Below are 18,274 nucleotides of genomic sequence, written 5' to 3' on the forward strand. Positions count from 1 at the left end.
CTCAGTTCAAAATGTGAGCATTAATACCACTGGTTGCATAAGAAAGTGTTTGTTTCATTTCTATTTCATTACTACTTTGTTATGTGTTCGTTGCGATTGATTCGGATTTAATCTGTTTCTAAGCGAACCGGTACAAACAACTATACGGATGTTAACAATGAAAATGAAAACTCTAGCCGTTGCAGTGGCGGCACTAGCATGTGGTTCACAGGCCTTCGCAGCAGAAGTTTACAACAGCGATGGTACATCTTTATCGATCGGCGGTCACGTTTCAGTTGGCGTGGGTGAGTATTTCGAAGAAGATGTAAAAGTTCACCAAGTGTCTCCACGTATTAACGTTGCGGGTAAGAAAGACATTGGCAACGGTATTACTATCGACGCTAAAGGTGAATGGGCGCTTAACTACCTAAACGGTGGCGAGCAATCGTTCAAAACTCGTCTAGGTTACATCGGTGCTACTCATGAGCAGTTTGGCCGTTTAGTAGCAGGTACTCAATGGTCACCTTACTACGATGTCGCTGGCGTTGCGGATCTACCAATCGCGTTTGCGAACGACTTTTTGTACGACAACCACGGCAACCTAGGCTCAGCTCGTGCTGATAAAATGCTTAGCTACCGTAAAGGTTTTGAATTTGGTGAAGGTTTTGCTTTCAACCTAGGTCTAGGTTGGCAAGGTGAGCAAACTTCAGATGCAACAACATACGAGCAACGTGGTCAAGTTGCATTGAGCGGTTCTGTAGCTGGCTTTGGTCTAGGCTACGTATACAGCGGTGGTGATGTTAAAAACGCGACTCTAGGTACTAAGAACGCTGAATCACACCTATTCTCTGTAAACTACGGTCAGTACGGTTCAGGTCTATACGCAGCGGTAGTATACGGTATGAACGAGTACTTCTACCAAATGCGTAAAGACACTTCTCAACTTGAAGCTCTTTTGGCATACGGCGTAAACGATTGGACATTCAGCGTTAACTACGAAGGCGTAGAAGACGAAGAAGACAATAAGACAGTTTCAAGCGAAACTGCGCTACAAGCAGAGTACGCTGTAACTCCTGCTTTCGTAACGTTTGCAGCTTACCAGTTTGATCTAGGTAACGACTACAACAATGAAGAGAACGACTACTGGACTCTAGGTGCTCGTTACTACTTCTAATAAATAGGCCAGTTTCTACTGCCTAAACACATTTATTGTGTTAACGCCTACTCGTTGTGAGTAGGCGTTTTTCTTTCTGCTATCCTTTGGCTATAAGAGACGCTAGTCATTCTGTGCTTAGGTAACCCCACTCTTTGTTTAGAGAGTGCGTCTATAAAAAATGCCCGCAACTTGCGGGCATTTTTGTTGTTAGAAGAGATGCAGTTCTATTAATACGCTTATTTTTTATCGAGTAAATCGAGGAAGAAGGTATACTCTAGCGCATCTTCTTTTAAGCGCTTAAATCGACCAGATGCGCCGCCGTGTCCGGCTTCCATATCGGTTTTGAACAACAAGACGTTATCGTCTGTCTTCATTTCACGAAGTTTGGCGACCCACTTCATTGGTTCAAAGTACTGTACTTGAGAGTCGTGCAAGCCAGTCGTTACCAACATGTTCGGGTAGTTTTGCGCCTTGATGTTGTCGTAAGGCGAGTAACTCAACATATAGTCATAGTATGTTTTGTTATTTGGGTTACCCCATTCATCATACTCGTTGGTGGTCAATGGAATTGATTCATCGAGCATAGTGGTTACCACGTCCACAAACGGAACATGAGCGCCGATACCGCGATACAGTTCTGGTGCTTGGTTGATGATAGCCCCCATTAAGAGGCCTCCTGCAGAGCCACCAACAGCGAAGACTTTATCTTTCGCGCCATAGCCTTGTTCAACCAAACCTTTAGTCACATCAATAAAGTCGTTGAATGTGTTTTGCTTGGTTAGTTTTTTACCGTCTTCATACCAAGGGCGGCCAAGCATTTCAGATCCACGAATATGAGCAATGGCGTAAACAAAGCCGCGATCCAATAGACTCAAACGTGTCGAGCGGAAAGTTGGCTCAATGGTTGCGCCATAAGATCCATAACCATATTGGTAGAGTGGATTCGTACCATCTTTCTTAAATAAGTCTTTACGATACACCAAAGAAACGGGTACTTCTTTACCGTCACGGGCTGTGACCATGATGCGTTCTGATTGGTAATTGTCAGGATTAAAATCACCAAGTACAGGTGTTTGCTTCATGATTTCTGACCCGCCCGTTTTTAGATCGAAATCGTAGTAGGTTCCTGGAGTGGTTAAACTGCTGTAATAAATACGAACTTTTTCGTTATCCAGCTCTAGGTTACCTGTCAAATAGGCAGCAAACGCATCGTCATTAAATGTGAGGGGGAATTCTTTTCCTGTTGAAAGCTGACGTACAGTGACGCTTGCTAGGCCGTTAGAGCGCTGCTCATAGACGATGTGATCATCGAATAACTCGAAGTCGACAAGTTGAGTGTTGTCGTCTGCGGCAATCACATCTTGCCATTTAGAGCGGTCATGCATGTCATTTTGATGAACTTTCATCAAACGGAAGTTGACGGCTTGATAGTTAGTATAAATGTAATACCAATCGCCTAGCTTAGAAATACTGTATTCAATGCCATCTTCACGAGGATAGAACGGTTTCGCCTTTGCTTTAGGGTTGTTCGCATCAATGATAGAGACCCCACTGGTTTCTGTACTCGAATGCCAGATATAAATATCTTCGCCATCTTTGCTTTTGCTTAGTGAGGTGTAATAGGCGCTGTCGGTTTCCTCAAAAATCAGCTCATCGCTGCTTTGTGGTGTGCCCAATACATGACGATAAACTTGGTAGCCCAATAAGGTCTGTGGATCTTTTTTGATGTAGTAAAAGGCGTTGTTATCGTTCTGCCATGCGACAGCGCTTGAGGCCCCTTCGATTTCATCTTGTAGGTAATTGCCTGTTGTCAGGTCTTTGATCTTAAGGGTGTACACGCGGCGGCTTAATGTGTCTTCGCCATACGCCAATAAGTTTTCATTCGGACTAACGTATAGGCCGCCGATACTGAAAAATTCATGTTCTTTTGCTAGTTCATTGACATCTAAAATGATTTGTTTGTCTTTGCCTGCAAAGCCTTTAGCTCGCAAATGGACTTCGTACTCGTTATCTCCGGTCACTTCACTGGAGTAGAAGTAGTTGCCTTTACGAACCGGTACTGAGTTGTCGTCTTTTGCGATGCGCCCTTTAATTTCTTCAAATAGCGTATCTTGAAGTGTTTCAGTGTGCTTTAGAACGGTTTCTGCGTACTGATTTTCTTTCTCTAGGTGCTGTAAAATTTCAGGGTCTTTACGTTCGTCGTCACGCATCCAGTAGTAGTTATCAACGCGGGTATCGCCATGAATAGTCATCGAGTGAGGGACTTTTTTCGCAACCGGAGCTTGAGTTTGTTGAGCAACGATCTGTGTTTGGGAGTATTGAGTCATGCTGGGGATTCCTTGATTGCTGCATCCGGCGACAAGCGCGACCGAGACGGCCAACGTAGCTAAAGTGAAACGCATCTGATTTTATCCTTATTGTACACCCAAGTGGCCTCATCCTGAGGGCTGGGCTTTCATTTTGTCAGTGGTTTTCAGTTGTCCATTCTTTGTTATGGGGTATACCGAAAAAGTGAGAATCCTCAATATTTCCGAGTTGGATACTCAATTTGAAGGGAGCTGAAAACACATTGTGTAAGCAGCTGTTATTTTTAACAAATATCAATTCGAAAGTTAAATCATTCTCATCGGGAAATCGATATAGTGTGATATGAAAAAAGGGACACACTTGTTGAGTGTGTCCCTTTTGGATTTTGAAAGTAAGCTGATAATGATCAGATAACTTGCGGTACTTCGTTTGAGTGATTGTGTGCTCGATTCACCCACATTAGCCCAAGCATTGCAATTACCGACATTGCCATCATCAAAATGCCCAAAGGCATCTGGTTATGCGCTGGAAATAGTGACGCGAGCAAAGTTGCGACACCTGCCCCCAAGTTTTGCATGCCACCCAATGTCGCGCCTGCTGTTCCTGCATGGTATGGGAATGGCGCAATCGCTCCAGTTGTTGCTGCTGGGAAGAGAATGCCCGCACCCAAAAAGTACACGGTTGCGCCTCCAACTAGCGTTAATGCCGTGGTTAAACCAAACAAGCCTGGGATGAGCACAATAGCAGAGCCTACAAAAATAGAGACCAAGCCTACGTTTAAAGCACGACGCTCAGAGCGACGTCTTGCGATGTAGCTAGATAAGCCTGCGCCCACCAAGTAACCTGGGATCGGCAATATAAACAGCAAACTTACCGTTGTTGCAGGTAATTCTAATACCCCACCCAACAACACCCCAGCCGCTGCTTCGAATACACCCACACCAGCGAATGTTGCAACCAGGCAAATCAAAAAGCCTTGAAAGCGACGGTCAGACAAAACGTGTTTGTAGCTTTTGGCTACTGGTTCGAATTTGCGTTTCTCTTTTGGTAGCGTCTCCATCATGCTTGTCATCATGGTGATCACAACCGCGATAGCAAATAGCGCTAAGAACAAGTAGCTCGACCGCCATCCGAAAGCTTCTGTTAGGTAACCGCCTAATACTGGTGCCATTAATGGTGAGAAAATCACACACATGCTAATTAAGCTGTTTGCTCTGTGTAGATCAGAGCCTTCAAAGCAATCGCGAGTCAGAGTGCGTGACATCGCACCGCCGCAGCCAATACCTAAGCCTTGGATAAAGCTACCAATCAAGAACCATTCAAATTGATGTGCAAATAATGCTACCAGTGTACCCGCGATGTAGATAAGCAGCCCGACGATGATGATCGGTTTGCGTCCCAAGCGGTCCGATAGTGTGCCATACGCAAATTGCGACAAGCCATATGGGATTAGGTAACAAGCCATCACAGCTTGAAGTGATGACGCAGATACCAAAAACTCGCCCGCCATATGACCGATTGAAGGCACGTACATTGTCTGGGTCATTTGACCCACGGCAGTCAATATAGCGATTAAAAAGGTAAGTTTCGCTAATGGAAACGAAGCAGACATTTGCGTATCTCTCCAAAAAGTTTAAGACGTAAAAACCCTTAGCGCTCTTTTATAGAGTGCCAACTGACTTCTTGTGTTGCGGGGATATTTGCGCGAGATAATAGTGCTTGCTTGTATAATTAGCAATCGAAAAGTGTGAAGTCGAGCAAGATAAAAATCTATGATTTCAATTAGAAAAACTAATCCGATTTTGTTTTCAAAAAGAGGTGCATTTCTTTGTCTATTTACGTTAAATCTTTTGCTTTTCGTGAATAGAATGAGCCTTATAGGTAACTGGTTTTAATGGTTAAAGTGCAAAAATAAAGCGTCTGATCGGTTGAGGTGAGTTCAAGATGAAACGAGTGAATAAAAGGTAGAGGAAGGCATCAGAAAGAAAAGGGAGCCGAAGCTCCCTTAGAAATGATTATGTCTATTCGCGCTCAGATGCGTATGCGTAAAGCATTTCTAGTGCGATGGTTGCTCCCGCTAGTGCGGTAACATCACTGTGGTCGTATGGAGGCGATACTTCGACAACATCCATACCCACGATATTCATGCCGGCTAAACCACGAATAATTTTCAGCGCTTTGTCTGAGTTCAAGCCACCACAAACTGGTGTACCAGTTCCCGGTGCGAAGGCCGGGTCTAAGCAGTCGATGTCAAAAGTGACATATACTGGCTTGTCTGCGACGGTGCGACGAATTTCTTCTAGGATCTCGTTCACCGACATGTCATTCGCTTGCATCGCATTAATCACATTGAAGCCGTGATCTTGCTGTTTGTACTCCGTACGAATGCCAATTTGTATTGAGTTCTTTGCTGAGATCAAACCTTCTTTCGGCGCATGGTAGAACATCGTACCGTGGTCGTATGAACTGCCATTTGCATAGGTGTCCGTATGAGCATCAAAGTGAATCAAAGCCATTTGGCCATGATGCTTCGCATAGGCACGTAGGATAGGTAGCGTGATGAAGTGGTCACCGCCCAATCCCAACATGGTTTTACCACTTTTTAGAATTTCACTGGTTGCCGCTTCAAGGCGGTAAGTAAAATCTTCCGCATCACCGCAATCGAACACGAGATCACCTGCGTCGATCACTTTCAGTTTATCCAATACGTTGAAGCTCCACGGGAACTTCTTACCTTCCCATGCCAAGTTGACTGAGGCACGGCGAATTGCATCTGGACCCATACGCGCACCTGGACGCCCAGATGTTGCCATGTCCAGAGGGACTCCCAACACCACAACGTCTGCGTCTGCCGATACCGGGTTACGAATGTACGGCAGACGTAAAAACGACATAGAGTTGGAGTAAAGCGAATAATCAGTTTTAGTAAACAAATCATTCATATCAGAAGTCCTCTAAATAGGTGTATCCTGCTAGACCTTGTTCTAGTTCTGCTAGGATTTGTGCTTGTTCATTGGCTTCAACTCGCTGTGAAACCAATTGTTTATAATTGTCACGAATCGCATCCACGTCGATATGAACGTAGCGCATCATGTCTTCTACACTATCACCTTCGTTGATGTAACTGATCTCAAATTGACCGTGTTCATCAACATTGACTACAGCACTGTGGGTATCACCAAATAGGTTGTGCATGTCACCAAGGATTTCTTGGTATGCGCCTACTAGGAAAAAGCCCATTAAGTACGGTTTGTCTTTGCTCCAAGCTGGTACAGGTAGCGTGCTCTCGATGCCTTGACCATCAACGTAGTGATCGATCGCGCCATCAGAGTCACATGTGATGTCCAACATCACTGCACGACGCTCTTCCGCCTCGCCCAGACCAGAAAGTGGCAGAACAGGGAACACCTGATCAATACCCCAAGCATCTGGTAGAGATTGGAAGAGAGAGAAGTTCACGAAGAACTTATCCGCAAGACGTTCGCTCAACTCGTCCAGAATCGGACGGTGGAAGCGATTCTTAGTGCTCATCTTGCGGCTTAATTCGAAGTAAATGCGCAGTGACAATTGTTCTGCCCACGCACGTTGTTCCAAGTTAAGCACGCCTGTAGCAAATTGAGAGTGCACTTCTGCCAAATCACTTTGGGTATCATTGTAAATCTCAATTAACGCACGAGCGTCTGTACCATCTTGTAAGTTTTCCCAGTTTCGCCACATGTTTTGTAGCAACAGCGGAGCGTCCTCATCAAGCTCATGTACTTCTTCCGGTAGGTACGACTCGGTACCAATTACGTTAGAAATCAATACAGCGTGGTGCGCTGTTAGCGAGCGACCCGATTCCGAAATGATCACTGGCATTGGTTGTTCGTATTGCAGACACACATCGCCCACAGTGTTGACGATATTACGTGCGTATTCTGCAAGTCCGTAGTTCATCGAATTCGATGATTGGCTGCGTGTGCCGTCATAATCCACTGCCAAGCCGCCGCCCACATCGAAGTACTCGATGTTTGCACCGAGTGCGCGTAGCTCGCAGTAGAAACGTGCAGACTCGTTCACACCATTGCGTACATCACGGATGTTTGCCATCTGTGAACCAAGGTGGAAGTGAACCAGTTGCATCGCGTCTAGGTTGCCTTCGCGTTTAAGACGTTCAATAACGCTAAGCACTTGCGATGCTGATAAACCAAACTTCGATTTTTCACCGCCACTTGCTTGCCATTTCCCTGCGCCTTGAGAGGCGAGGCGAATGCGTAAACCAAGGCGCGGTTTTACGCCCAAACTTTTCGCTTCTTCTAGTACCAGATCCAGCTCAGAAAGCTTCTCTAATACGATGAATACCTTGTGACCCAGCTTTTCACCGATCAGTGCAAGACGCACATACTCACGGTCTTTGTAGCCATTACACACGATCACGGAGCTACCTTGTTGAGCCAATGCAAGTACCGCCAACAATTCTGGCTTGCTACCCGCTTCAAGACCAAGCTGCTTGGTTTCTAGTTGAGCTTGGCTCGCTAGAATTTCATCCACCACTTCACGTTGTTGGTTTACTTTAATTGGGTACACCAACAAGTATTTGTTTGGATATTGGTATTCTTCAATTGCTTGGTTGAATGCGTGGCAAATACCATGCACACGTTGGTGCACGATTTGCGGGAAGCGTACTAATACAGGCAGATTTAACTGCTTCGCTTCTAGCTCATTTACAATAGCGCTGAAAGGGATTTGATGTGCACGATCACTACGTGGTGATACATATACTTCGCCTTGGTCATCAATGCCGTAGAAACCTTGGCTCCAGTAGTGAACGTTGTAGTCCGCGCGGATGCGGTCTAATTTAGTTGCTTTTTCCAACTCGATTCTCACAAAAATGTACTTAACTCCTTAATTAATTAGAAGGAAAAGTACAAAAAAGCAAATCATGAGGTATTTACCTCATACCCTGACACGAACTCCGTGTGCGCGCATTAACGGATAAAAGGGCCCTTGAGTCTAATGATTAAAATCTATCATCTCGATTATGATTTGTTGTCGTCGCTACGTGTGAATATTTGTTTACCGAAGCGTCCATTCTGCTGTTATAGTTGGTCTGACCAGTAAGGATTCGGTCATGAAGCATCTCACTAAAATAAGGACATATTTTGCAGCTGCACAGAATTCAGGGGTACATTCAGACCATGTATCTCGCCGAATATCCCGATAAATTATTGTTGCTTGATGGTGCCAGTCGAGCAGACATCCCTCATCTTAAAGACTTTATTGAACATCAACTCCATCGTCCTTTTTCTGACCTAAAGTTGGTTGTTGTGACCCACATGCATCCAGACCATGCTGGTGGTGCGCACAAACTACGTGATTTAACAGGATGCAAGCTATTGGCCGCAAAGCGAGAGAACCAGTGGTATAGCGGTGTAGACGGTTGGCTAATGCATTTGACCGATTTGATGTTAGCACGCTGGATGGCGAATCGGATGCGTAAACCAAAGCAAAACCTGTGGTATTCCCGCAAGCTAAAGCCAGATATTGAACTTATTGATGGACAGTTTATTCCTGGATTTGATGATTGGCAGGTGCTAGAAACGCTAGGGCATACCGACCGAGATCTGTCGGTTTATCATTCTGAACAAGATGTGTTGTATGTGGCGGATTTAATGGTGCAGGTGAAAAAGCATCTGATTGCGCCGTTTCCCATATTTCATCCGAATCAATATCGGCAATCATTAAAGCGTGTGTTTGAGATGAATCCGCAATGTTTGCTTTTGGCACATGGGGGAGAGGTGACTTTGGATGAAAAAGCGTATCAGCACATTTTGAATACAGCGCCGACTAAGCCAATGACGCACTGGCGAGTGACAAAAGTTAAAGCGAAGGGATTGTTGTTTGCGTTATTTCGTAGGAAGTAGGCGAGGATAAAGCCAGACGAGTGATGCTCAACAAAAACGTTCGATCACTCATCTGAAGCTACGGGGTTAAGATGCCAATAAGTGAGATTGGCTAGGATCAACGAGCACTTTGTCTGCCATGCCCTGACGACCTAACAACATCATGTAAGTCATTTTTTCACGGTTAGTCAACGTAATGTCGATTGGCCATTGTTGGTCGCCCATACGCAGTATCGTTGTGATCACGCAGCGGTGCTCAAAAGTACCGTTAGAAGATTTAACCTTACGGTTTGCTTTTAGTTTCGCTGTGCAGCGAACCACTTGCTCTAAATGGTATACATCTGGGTGTAGATCGAATGCAACATAAGACTGACCATCTTTTTCAAAGCAATCAATATTGTCTACATGTAATGAAGAGGTTTGAGCGCCTGTATCAATACGCGCTTCAAGGTGAGTAATCCCTAACTCTGGCAAGCAAATAGCTTCGGCATTCCCAATGATCATTTTCTGATTCATAGTGTCATCCTAGCGACGAGTAACAAGAGAGCCGATTTTTGGCTCTCTTGTGCGTTAAACAAAAATCAACCTTTACCGCGAGTACGGTTTGAATTTGGCTTAGCGTTTTTCTCGATAAAATCGAAGATCATACCTGCAATGTTTTTACCCGTTGCTAGTTCGATGCCTTCTAGACCAGGGGAAGAGTTCACTTCCATTACCACTGGGCCATTTTTAGATTGAAGGATATCCACACCACAAAGGTTCAAGCCCATCACTTTCGCAGCATTTACAGCGGTCGCACGCTCTTCTTTGCTCAAACGTACGAGTTGTGCAGAGCCGCCACGGTGAAGGTTAGAACGGAACTCGCCTTCTTTTGCTTGGCGCTTCATTGCGGCGATTACTTTATTTCCGACAACAAAACAACGGATGTCCGCGCCTTTTGCTTCTTCGATAAATTCTTGCACCATGATGTTTGCTTTCAAACCCATGAAAGCTTCAATCACGCTTTCTGCCGCTTTATTTGTTTCAGCAAGTACAACACCAATGCCTTGAGTGCCTTCTAGCAATTTAATCACTAGAGGTGCGCCACCAACGTTTTTGATCACGTCCTGAATGTTGTCAGGATGGTGAGCAAAGCCAGTGCGTGGCAAACCGATGCCTTTACGTGATAGCAGTTGTAATGAGCGCAACTTGTCACGAGAGCGGCTGATCGCGACAGATTCGTTGACACAAAATGTACCCATCATTTCAAACTGACGTACAACAGCAGTGCCGTAAAACGTAATAGATGCCCCAATACGCGGAATAACAGCATCGTATTGCGGTAATTCTTCACCCTTGTAGCGGATCTTAGGGTTGTTGCTCGTAATGTCCATATAACAGTGAAGCGTGTCGATCACATCGATTTGATGCCCACGTTCTTCACCCGCCTGTTTTAGGCGCATGGTTGAATATAAATTCTCATTACGAGAGAGAATAGCAATACGCATGGCAATTCCTTAGTAAGTCAGTACCAAATTAAAATATAAGTATAGAGCATAGAATGCAGTAGGCAGGTGATCATGTTATGACATAACCTACTTACTTCAACGATTTAGAATTGTGGTTGAACAACCACGTCGTCAGAGGTGCGCACCTTAGGGCGTTTTTTTGTGAGATGAAAACGAAAAAGCATCGTCGACACGACAAAAATATTTTATCGAACGCTCACGCCTTGCGGTATGAGACTGTCAAGGGTGAGATAAATAAAATTGAGCAAAAATTTCATCGCTTTGTCACGAATTATCGCTTAAAAAAGCGGCCAATTTGACCGCTGTTTTTAGCTGTTTTGATAGTGACTTAAAAAAAGTTCCGCCGTTTGGGTAGCTAACAGCCTAGATTCTTCATTCGACAAAGAGGGGCGAATTCCCATTAACTGCGGCCAGAATGCACTGCCTTTAAGTAAGTTGTGCAATTGAGTGCTTGCTATATGTACATCATCAATTTGCAAAGCGCCACTGTTCGATTTCTCAGTAAGCCAGCGGTACAGGGCGGTTTCCTGTTTCGACATTTGTTCTGCTTGTTCTTTGAGATCTTCCGGCTTAAATAAGAAGTGCCCAAATGCCACTTTTGCCAGCTCAATATAGTTTGGTTCCGTTACCACAATGATCTCGCTGTAGAGTAATTCAATCAATTGATCTTTGAGTGGCAGAGTGGCCAAGCGTTTAATATCGCTTTCCATCATTGACGAACGCCAAAGCTCAGTCAGCAACTCCGTCACGATCGCTTCCTTAGAAGGGAAGTGATTATAGACCGTGCGCTTAGAGACTTGTGCGATTGCAGAGAGCTTATCCATGCTGGTGTTTTGCACCCCAAACTCTTGGAACGCTTGCCTTGCCGCGCACAAGATGGCTTCTCTTTTGGTTTCGCTACGACTTTTTCTTTTTACATTCATAAGCTTGCTAAGTTAAGAAGATCGTTTCTTGATCTATTTTACACTAAGTAGTTTACTTTTGATAATTAGAATGTAAACTGCACCGTGTAGTTTACTTTTGTTCGGGTTAACTTTTTATGAAAAAAACTTTGCTAGCCACAGTAGGAGCGTTCGCGATGGGTACATCAATGATTTCTTGTTCTAATGTTGATACTGAAAAAGCGCCAACATACCCGGACAAATTTGCAAATACAGAGTTGGAATACAAAAGCGGTTTGGGCGACATGTTCGAAATCATGAAAGCGTATTTTACGACTGAGCGCCTTAACCCAACACCAACGATTGAAATTCCAGTGCATGCGATCACAGCGCGGCAACTGTTAGAAGAGCACGATGACGTCATCTATCGTCTGGGTCACTCAAGCGTATTAATGAAGCTCGATGGAAAACTGGTGATGACCGATCCTGTATTCAGTGATCGCGCGTCTCCTGTGAAATGGGCTGGGCCAAAACGTTTTCACAAAACTCCCATCACGATAGAAGATTTGCCAACTATCGATGTGGTGGTGATCAGTCATGACCATTACGATCACCTAGATAAAGCTTCTATTAAAGTGCTAGGCGACAAGGTGGGCACTTTCTTGGTGCCGTTAAAAGTTGGCCAATTACTGGTGAATTGGGGTGTACCCAAAGAGAAAGTGATCGAACTAGACTGGTGGGAGTCACACTCTGTTGACGGCATTGAATATACACTAACTCCGACTCAGCATTTCTCTGGTCGAGGTTTGACAGACCGCGATACGACGCTGTGGGGCAGTTGGGTTATCAATGCACAACAACACAAAGTGTTCTTCAGTGGTGACTCTGGTTACTTCAATGGCTTTAAAGAGATTGGCGAAAAGTACGGCCCGTTTGACTTCACCATGATTGAAACAGGTGCGTACAATGAACTCTGGTCAGACATTCACATGTTCCCAGAGCAAAGCGTTCAAGCACACATCGATGTGCAGGGCAAAGTGATGATGCCGATCCATAACAGCACGTTTGATTTATCAATGCACGATTGGAATGAGCCAATGCAACGCGCGTTAGATATTAGTGAAGAGCGCGGTGTAACGTTAGTGAGCCCTGAGATTGGTCAACGCTTGGCGATTGCGGAGCCTCAGCCTGCTCAGGCATGGTGGCAATAATTGCTGAGCTAAACAGTCAAACACCAGAATAGTTAAGTCACTTATCAGTAGTTACTATTAGTAGTTATGTGGTCAGGGATAAGGATAAAGGTGCGATGAAAGCAAAGTGGACGTTGTTACTTACATTAAGCATTCTGCCTACCTTTGCACTAGCAGGGGTAGAGCAAGATATCTCGACGTTGATAAAACGAGTTGAGCAATCCTCTTGCACCTTTATCCGCAACGGCAAGGCGTACACTAATCAAGAAGCGGCAGAACACATGCGCAATAAATGGGATTACGCCAAAGATGACGTTGATTCCGTGGATGTGTTTATAAAAGAGGTCGCGTCAAAGAGCTGGTTATCTGGCAAACCATATTGGGTGGATTGCCAAGACAAACGCATTACCAGCGAAGAGTGGCTAACATCATTGATGCGCACCACCGATCACATCCAATAACACTTCTTTGATGGTCTGATAGCGCAGAGGTAGAGCACGACTGCGCTTACGAACTAGAAATAGCTCTTCACATACAGTGTTTTTCAATTGAGCAATGTGTAACGTGTCTTTTAGCGGAAAATTGTCGACCGCACTTTGAGGCAGCACGGTGAAGCCAAGTCCTTTGCTGACAGGTAGCAAAATTTGGCTCAATTGATTTACGTAGCCGGATAATGGTAAATCGCTCATCTTAATTTCTTGGAGCTGTGGTTCTTCACACTGGTCAAAAAACAGCGTCATGTAATGCTCGGCATCAGGGTGGCTAATTACACCACAGTCATGCAAGAGTTGTGGCGTTATCTGCTTATTTTGATAATGCTTTGGCAGAACCAAGCACAACCTCTCTTTACCAATTCGCTCACTGTGAAACAGACCTTTGTTGGGAACATCAGTCACGATACCAATATCGATGTGCCCTTGCGTTATGGCGTTGAGAATAGATTGATTTGGCGCGGCTTCTAAATGTAACGATAAGCTCGGGTGCTGTTTTTGCTTCTCCAAAATGGGCCCATACAACATTAACGCCATTGCACCAGAACAAGCCAGTTTACAGTGGCCTGAAAACGCATCATCAAAACTGAGCTCTTCGAGCAGCTTCTTCTCTCTATCTTCTAACTCGAGCGCATATGCGTAGACAATCCTGCCTTGTTCGGTTAATTCGAAGCTTTTGTTTTCGCGCTTGATCAAGGCATGCTGACAACTTTGCTCTAATTTTTTGATGTGTTGGCTGACGCCAGGCTGAGTCATAAAAAGTTTTTCTGCCGTTTGCGTAAAATGACCGACTTCAATCAATGTCTTAAATGTATGTAACCAAACAGGATTAAGCATAGTGTGTGATTTTCTGAGAGCTTTGTTGGGAGACGTAAAGAAAATGATAGCACGGTGTTTTATGAAAACAGAGAAGACTTAAACGATAAAGATGAATCTTTATCAATACATTACAGACAAAATAAAACCCCGCCTGGTTTCCCAGACGGGGCTTATTCTTTTTCGCAGCAATCCAGCTACTAATAGGTGCTCCCTGCATCTATCCTTGATTGTGGCTAAGTCCTTTAACCGAGTTCCTTGTTCATCGCCTTCCTAGCGGTGTCCATTCTTGCCTATCATCCTGACGGGCGAACTCTATCCTAGAGCTTAACTACATCCTTGCTGACAACTCATCCTAAGCTATCAAATCTTCATCCTGAAGATACCCAATCCTTTAGGCTTTTTTCCTGTTCCCGCCAACATCCTGTCGACAAATTGAGTATTGATGTTTTGCTGATTTGACTCAATTAACTTTTCTAAATTATTTTTACTTATTATTTTAAGTGAATTTAAATATTACTGTTAAATCATATGTTTAATGTTTTTTCTGGCATTGCTCTTAGACGTGGTTAATCTATTTGCTTACAACTCTTGTAAGAGATATCGCACAAGTTTGGTGGTGAATGTATTAATGAGCGCTTTTTGTTCCGAGTTCTGTGGATTGAACTGGATCACAATGCGTTAAAAGGGAGACGATAAAGATGAAAGTGAATTGATCTTGAGTAGAGATTTGTTTGAAAAGAAATAAAAAATCTTGCGGTTTTTATAAACAGTATGGTAAATCTGAAATGCCCACCTTGTTAATCCTTATTAAGATTCAATGACAGTATAAGTAGGGAACTTGATTGCCATTTTTCTGTCATATCTGGTGAGTAAGTTAACTGTGTCAGATAGATAATATGCCGTTTGCCAGTAAAAACAGGCTGCAAGAAATCGGTAATTATCATTATGTTGTGAAATTGGTCACGGTTAAATGATTGATTCCCTTATAGATTGAAGGGGATACGACCTTAGACAATAAGCTCCATGAGGAGCGTTACTTATATAAGATGAGGGACTTTACTATGAAAAAGACTAGAAGAGCTCAGCTACATCGTGTGCGTATTCAATACTGGAAAGACACGAAAGACGCCCCAGCTAAAAAATCATAGTTAATTATACCTAAAGGCACGAGCTGGCTGTGGAACGCAGTTTCCCGTTGATTGCCAGCTCAAAAACGCCAAAATCACTCCGCGCAACTTCCCAAGCACCCTATTTTTAATATCGCATTCTTCCAAAAATAAAAAAGCCAGTCTTAAGACCAGCTTTCTCTACCATTTATTGAGCTCTGCGTATTACAGGTTGCCCTTTAGTTACAGGTAGTTGGCGTCAACTAGTTCGCCCGCTTGCGCGCTTTTCACTTCTGGGCGTGCTTCTAACCATTTGATAACTTGCGCTTTCTGTTCTTCAGTCGCACTGCCGTAACGGTTAGTAGAACATAGGAAGCCTTCAAACAGTTCTAGACCACCGCCACCGAAGCAAAGACCAAGCTCGTCAATGTAGTCGATAAAGTCATCAACGAATGCATCGTAACGGTCGAAGTCGTTAATGTCTGTTTCACAGCTGATCTCGAAACCTAGGATTGCGAACTCCCCTAAGAACAGCTTTTTACGGATACGACGGCTCTTGTTATCGATCTTGTCTAATTTCATGATTATCTCTCGTAGATGATTTGATTTCGTACACCTTATACCTTCTATCATACTTTAGCCCAAGTAAAATCAGAATGAAGCGATACAGTTGGTGATTATGTGACCAGAATTTAATTGCTTCGTTAGCTGTGTTGGTTGGTTTGCAGTATTGTTGAAACACAAGTTTCATATGTTTTAAGCACTTTTGTCATTTTTCTTATCCAAACTTCTTGCCGTTCAACTAATCACTTATTTATTAATTAAACTATAAGATCGGGAAAGTAAAAATGAGCAAGGAAACCTTTGACGCGACGCGTTATAACCAAAGTGAAAACAAACCATTTGAAGAAGTATTAGAAGCGAGCCTATCTCGACGCAGCATTCTGAAAGGTGGTTTAGGTATCAGTGCGATGACAGCGTTTGGTGCTTTCGGATTGGCTGGTTGTAACTCGTCTGACTCAGGGAGTACAGTAAGCAGTGGTACGGGCGCATCTAAAGCCGTTCTTAACTTTGAATCTATCCCTGGCTCACTCACTGACGCAGTTTCAATTCCACAAGGCTACACCGCACAAGTACTAGTACCTTGGGGAACACCACTTAATGCGCAAGGCAGCGCATGGCAAAATGATGGTACCAACACCAGTACCGATCAGTTAAATGCGCTAGGCATGCACCATGACGGCATGCATTTTTTCCCATTGAACGATAGCACTACAGATGGCTTGCTATGTATTAACCACGAGTACATCGACACATCAGCACTGCATCCAAATGGTCCGACGGTTGAAAATGGCGTACGTACCATTGTAGATGAAGTGCGCAAAGAGATTAACGCGCACGGTGTGTCAGTGGTTCGCATTCAACTGGAAGACAACATGTGGAAGTTGGTTGATACCGATCCACTAAACCGTCGTTATACTGGTGCGACAGTCATGGATTTGTCTGGCCCGGTGGCCCACACATCTTTTACTGTCACTCGTTTCTCGCCAGATGGCAGCCAAGCGCGTGGTACGTTAAACAACTGTGGCAACGGCTACACGCCGTGGGGCACGTACTTAACGTGTGAAGAGAACTGGCCAGGTTACTTTGTTAATGCCGGGACTCGTACAGAAGAGCAAGATCGCATTGGTGTCGATGATCAAAGTACACGCTACTTGTGGGAGACATTAGCAGGAAATTCAGAAGAGCGTCTTGATGAGTTCTCTCGCTTTAATGTGGCTCCAACAGGAGCAAGTGCGATGGATGATTACCGTAATGAAGCCAATGGTCACGGTTACATTGTCGAGATTGACCCTTACACGCAAAACTCACGTGCGAAGAAACGTACTGCGCTAGGTCGTTTCCGTCACGAGGGCTGTACTTTCGGTAAGCTTGAAGAAGGCAAACCAGTGGTATTTTATTCTGGTCACGATTCTCGCTTTGAGTACCTATACAAATTTGAATCAGCGGCAGCGTGGGATCCAGCAGATGCTAACCCTGATAACCGCTTGGCGATGGGTGACAAGTACATGGACGAAGGCACACTGTATGTGGCGCGCTTCAATGAAGACAGCACAGGTACTTGGTTACCATTAACGCTTGATAGCGTAACAACCGCTGGTGGTACATTAGCGGATCACTTTGATTCACTGGCTGAAATTATCATCAATACTGCGGGTGCGGCGGATTTAGTTGGGGCAACACCAATGGATCGACCAGAGTGGTGTACGGTTGATCCATTCACGGGTTCAGTATATTTAACATTGACGAACAATACGCGCCGTACAGATGAAACCAACCCTGCGAATCCACGTTTGAATAACAAGTTTGGTCATGTTATTCGTTGGGATGAAGGTGCTTCAGCAACTGACTTTACTTGGGATATCTTTGTCTTCGGTTCGCCAGCAAATGGTGATGCAGATACCAACCGTTCTGGCTTGAATGAGCTAAACCAGTTTGCGAGCCCAGACGGATTAGCGTTTGATGGCCGTGGTATTTTGTGGATTCAGACTGATAACGGCGCAGATGAAGTCACGTCTTACACCAATGATCAAATGTTGGCTGTTGTGCCATCTAAGCTAACAGATGAGAATGGTGATCAAGCTGTGATTGGTGCGGATAATCAAGCTGAATTGAAACGCTTCTTTGTCGGACCAAATGGTTGTGAAGTAACAGGCTTTACCATCAGCCCTGATTACAAATCATTGTTTGTGAATATTCAGCACCCAGGCAACTGGCCATACAGTGAAGATGCAGCCGAAGAAACGCCTGCTGGTGTTTCTGTGCGCCCACGAGCGGCGACAGTGGTTATTCGACGTGAAGACGGTGGAGAGATTGCAGTTTAATCTCTAAATGAATAAACACCTTAAAATTCAAGCCCTGCAATTGCAGGGCTTGATGGTTTAGGCGAATGCC

Annotated in this window: 14 protein-coding genes; 5 read left to right on the forward strand and 9 right to left on the reverse strand. The window is 44.4% G+C overall.

The genetic code is table 11. The features are described from left to right. Positions 1-157 precede the first annotated feature (157 nt). Positions 158-1,153, forward strand: coding sequence for a porin (locus R7P69_RS04375; protein WP_017635534.1), 996 nt, complete (start codon positions 158-160; stop codon positions 1,151-1,153). Positions 1,154-1,371: 218 nt separating this feature from the next. Here the strand turns inward: R7P69_RS04375 and R7P69_RS04380 are convergent, their stop codons facing one another. The 4 genes from R7P69_RS04380 to speA all read right to left on the reverse strand — a co-directional run bounded on the left by R7P69_RS04380 (position 1,372) and on the right by speA (position 8,296). After that, positions 1,372-3,537, reverse strand: coding sequence for a S9 family peptidase (locus R7P69_RS04380; protein WP_025768064.1), 2,166 nt, complete (start codon positions 3,535-3,537; stop codon positions 1,372-1,374). A 311-nt stretch (positions 3,538-3,848) separates the two neighbouring features. Next, complete coding sequence (gene emrD, locus R7P69_RS04385) at positions 3,849-5,054, reverse strand: multidrug efflux MFS transporter EmrD (RefSeq protein WP_005374234.1); 1,206 nt, start codon at positions 5,052-5,054, stop codon at positions 3,849-3,851. Between the two features lie 409 nt (positions 5,055-5,463). Then, complete coding sequence (speB, locus tag R7P69_RS04390) at positions 5,464-6,384, reverse strand: agmatinase (RefSeq protein WP_005374233.1); 921 nt, start codon at positions 6,382-6,384, stop codon at positions 5,464-5,466. Between the two features lies 1 nt (position 6,385). Beyond that, the gene (speA, locus tag R7P69_RS04395) at positions 6,386-8,296 is read right to left on the reverse strand and encodes an arginine decarboxylase (RefSeq protein WP_031778854.1); all 1,911 of its coding nucleotides are present in this window, start codon (positions 8,294-8,296) and stop codon (positions 6,386-6,388) included. 323 nt (positions 8,297-8,619) lie between these two features. On the opposite strand from speA, the gene R7P69_RS04400 reads away from it, so the two are divergent. Beyond that, the gene (locus R7P69_RS04400; protein ID WP_044129549.1) at positions 8,620-9,345 is read left to right on the forward strand and encodes an MBL fold metallo-hydrolase; all 726 of its coding nucleotides are present in this window, start codon (positions 8,620-8,622) and stop codon (positions 9,343-9,345) included. A gap of 66 nt (positions 9,346-9,411) precedes the next feature. Here the strand turns inward: R7P69_RS04400 and R7P69_RS04405 are convergent, their stop codons facing one another. The 3 genes from R7P69_RS04405 to R7P69_RS04415 form a co-directional block, all read right to left on the reverse strand. Beyond that, positions 9,412-9,840, reverse strand: a complete 429-nt coding sequence (locus tag R7P69_RS04405) for an ATP-dependent zinc protease (RefSeq protein ID WP_005374226.1) — start codon at positions 9,838-9,840, stop codon at positions 9,412-9,414. A gap of 65 nt (positions 9,841-9,905) precedes the next feature. After that, positions 9,906-10,811, reverse strand: a complete 906-nt coding sequence (gene rimK, locus R7P69_RS04410; RefSeq protein WP_005374224.1) for a 30S ribosomal protein S6--L-glutamate ligase — start codon at positions 10,809-10,811, stop codon at positions 9,906-9,908. 329 nt (positions 10,812-11,140) lie between these two features. Next, the gene (locus R7P69_RS04415) at positions 11,141-11,755 is read right to left on the reverse strand and encodes a TetR/AcrR family transcriptional regulator (RefSeq protein ID WP_025768062.1); all 615 of its coding nucleotides are present in this window, start codon (positions 11,753-11,755) and stop codon (positions 11,141-11,143) included. Between the two features lie 155 nt (positions 11,756-11,910). Between R7P69_RS04415 and R7P69_RS04420 the strand changes: the two genes are divergently transcribed. Together R7P69_RS04420 and R7P69_RS04425 are read left to right on the forward strand one after the other, a co-directional pair. Next, positions 11,911-12,924: an MBL fold metallo-hydrolase gene (locus tag R7P69_RS04420; RefSeq protein WP_044129541.1), complete on the forward strand. Its 1,014-nt coding sequence runs from the start codon at positions 11,911-11,913 to the stop codon at positions 12,922-12,924. Between the two features lie 95 nt (positions 12,925-13,019). Further along, positions 13,020-13,364, forward strand: a complete 345-nt coding sequence (locus R7P69_RS04425) for a DUF5329 family protein (RefSeq protein WP_025768060.1) — start codon at positions 13,020-13,022, stop codon at positions 13,362-13,364. Here R7P69_RS04425 and R7P69_RS04430 read toward each other — a convergent pair. Both R7P69_RS04430 and R7P69_RS04435 read right to left on the reverse strand, forming a co-directional pair. Next, a complete protein-coding gene (locus R7P69_RS04430; RefSeq protein ID WP_005384184.1) occupies positions 13,332-14,231 on the reverse strand; it encodes a LysR family transcriptional regulator in 900 nt (299 codons plus the stop codon). The genes R7P69_RS04425 and R7P69_RS04430 overlap by 33 nt on opposite strands. A gap of 1,331 nt (positions 14,232-15,562) precedes the next feature. Continuing rightward, positions 15,563-15,901: a YggL family protein gene (locus tag R7P69_RS04435; protein ID WP_054701928.1), complete on the reverse strand. Its 339-nt coding sequence runs from the start codon at positions 15,899-15,901 to the stop codon at positions 15,563-15,565. Positions 15,902-16,167: 266 nt separating this feature from the next. Between R7P69_RS04435 and R7P69_RS04440 the strand changes: the two genes are divergently transcribed. Then, a complete protein-coding gene (locus tag R7P69_RS04440; RefSeq protein ID WP_136976325.1) occupies positions 16,168-18,204 on the forward strand; it encodes a PhoX family protein in 2,037 nt (678 codons plus the stop codon). Positions 18,205-18,274: the final 70 nt, after the last annotated feature.

It is taken from the genome of Vibrio sp. 661, assembly GCF_033339315.1.
Taxonomy (GTDB): domain Bacteria; phylum Pseudomonadota; class Gammaproteobacteria; order Enterobacterales; family Vibrionaceae; genus Vibrio; species Vibrio alginolyticus.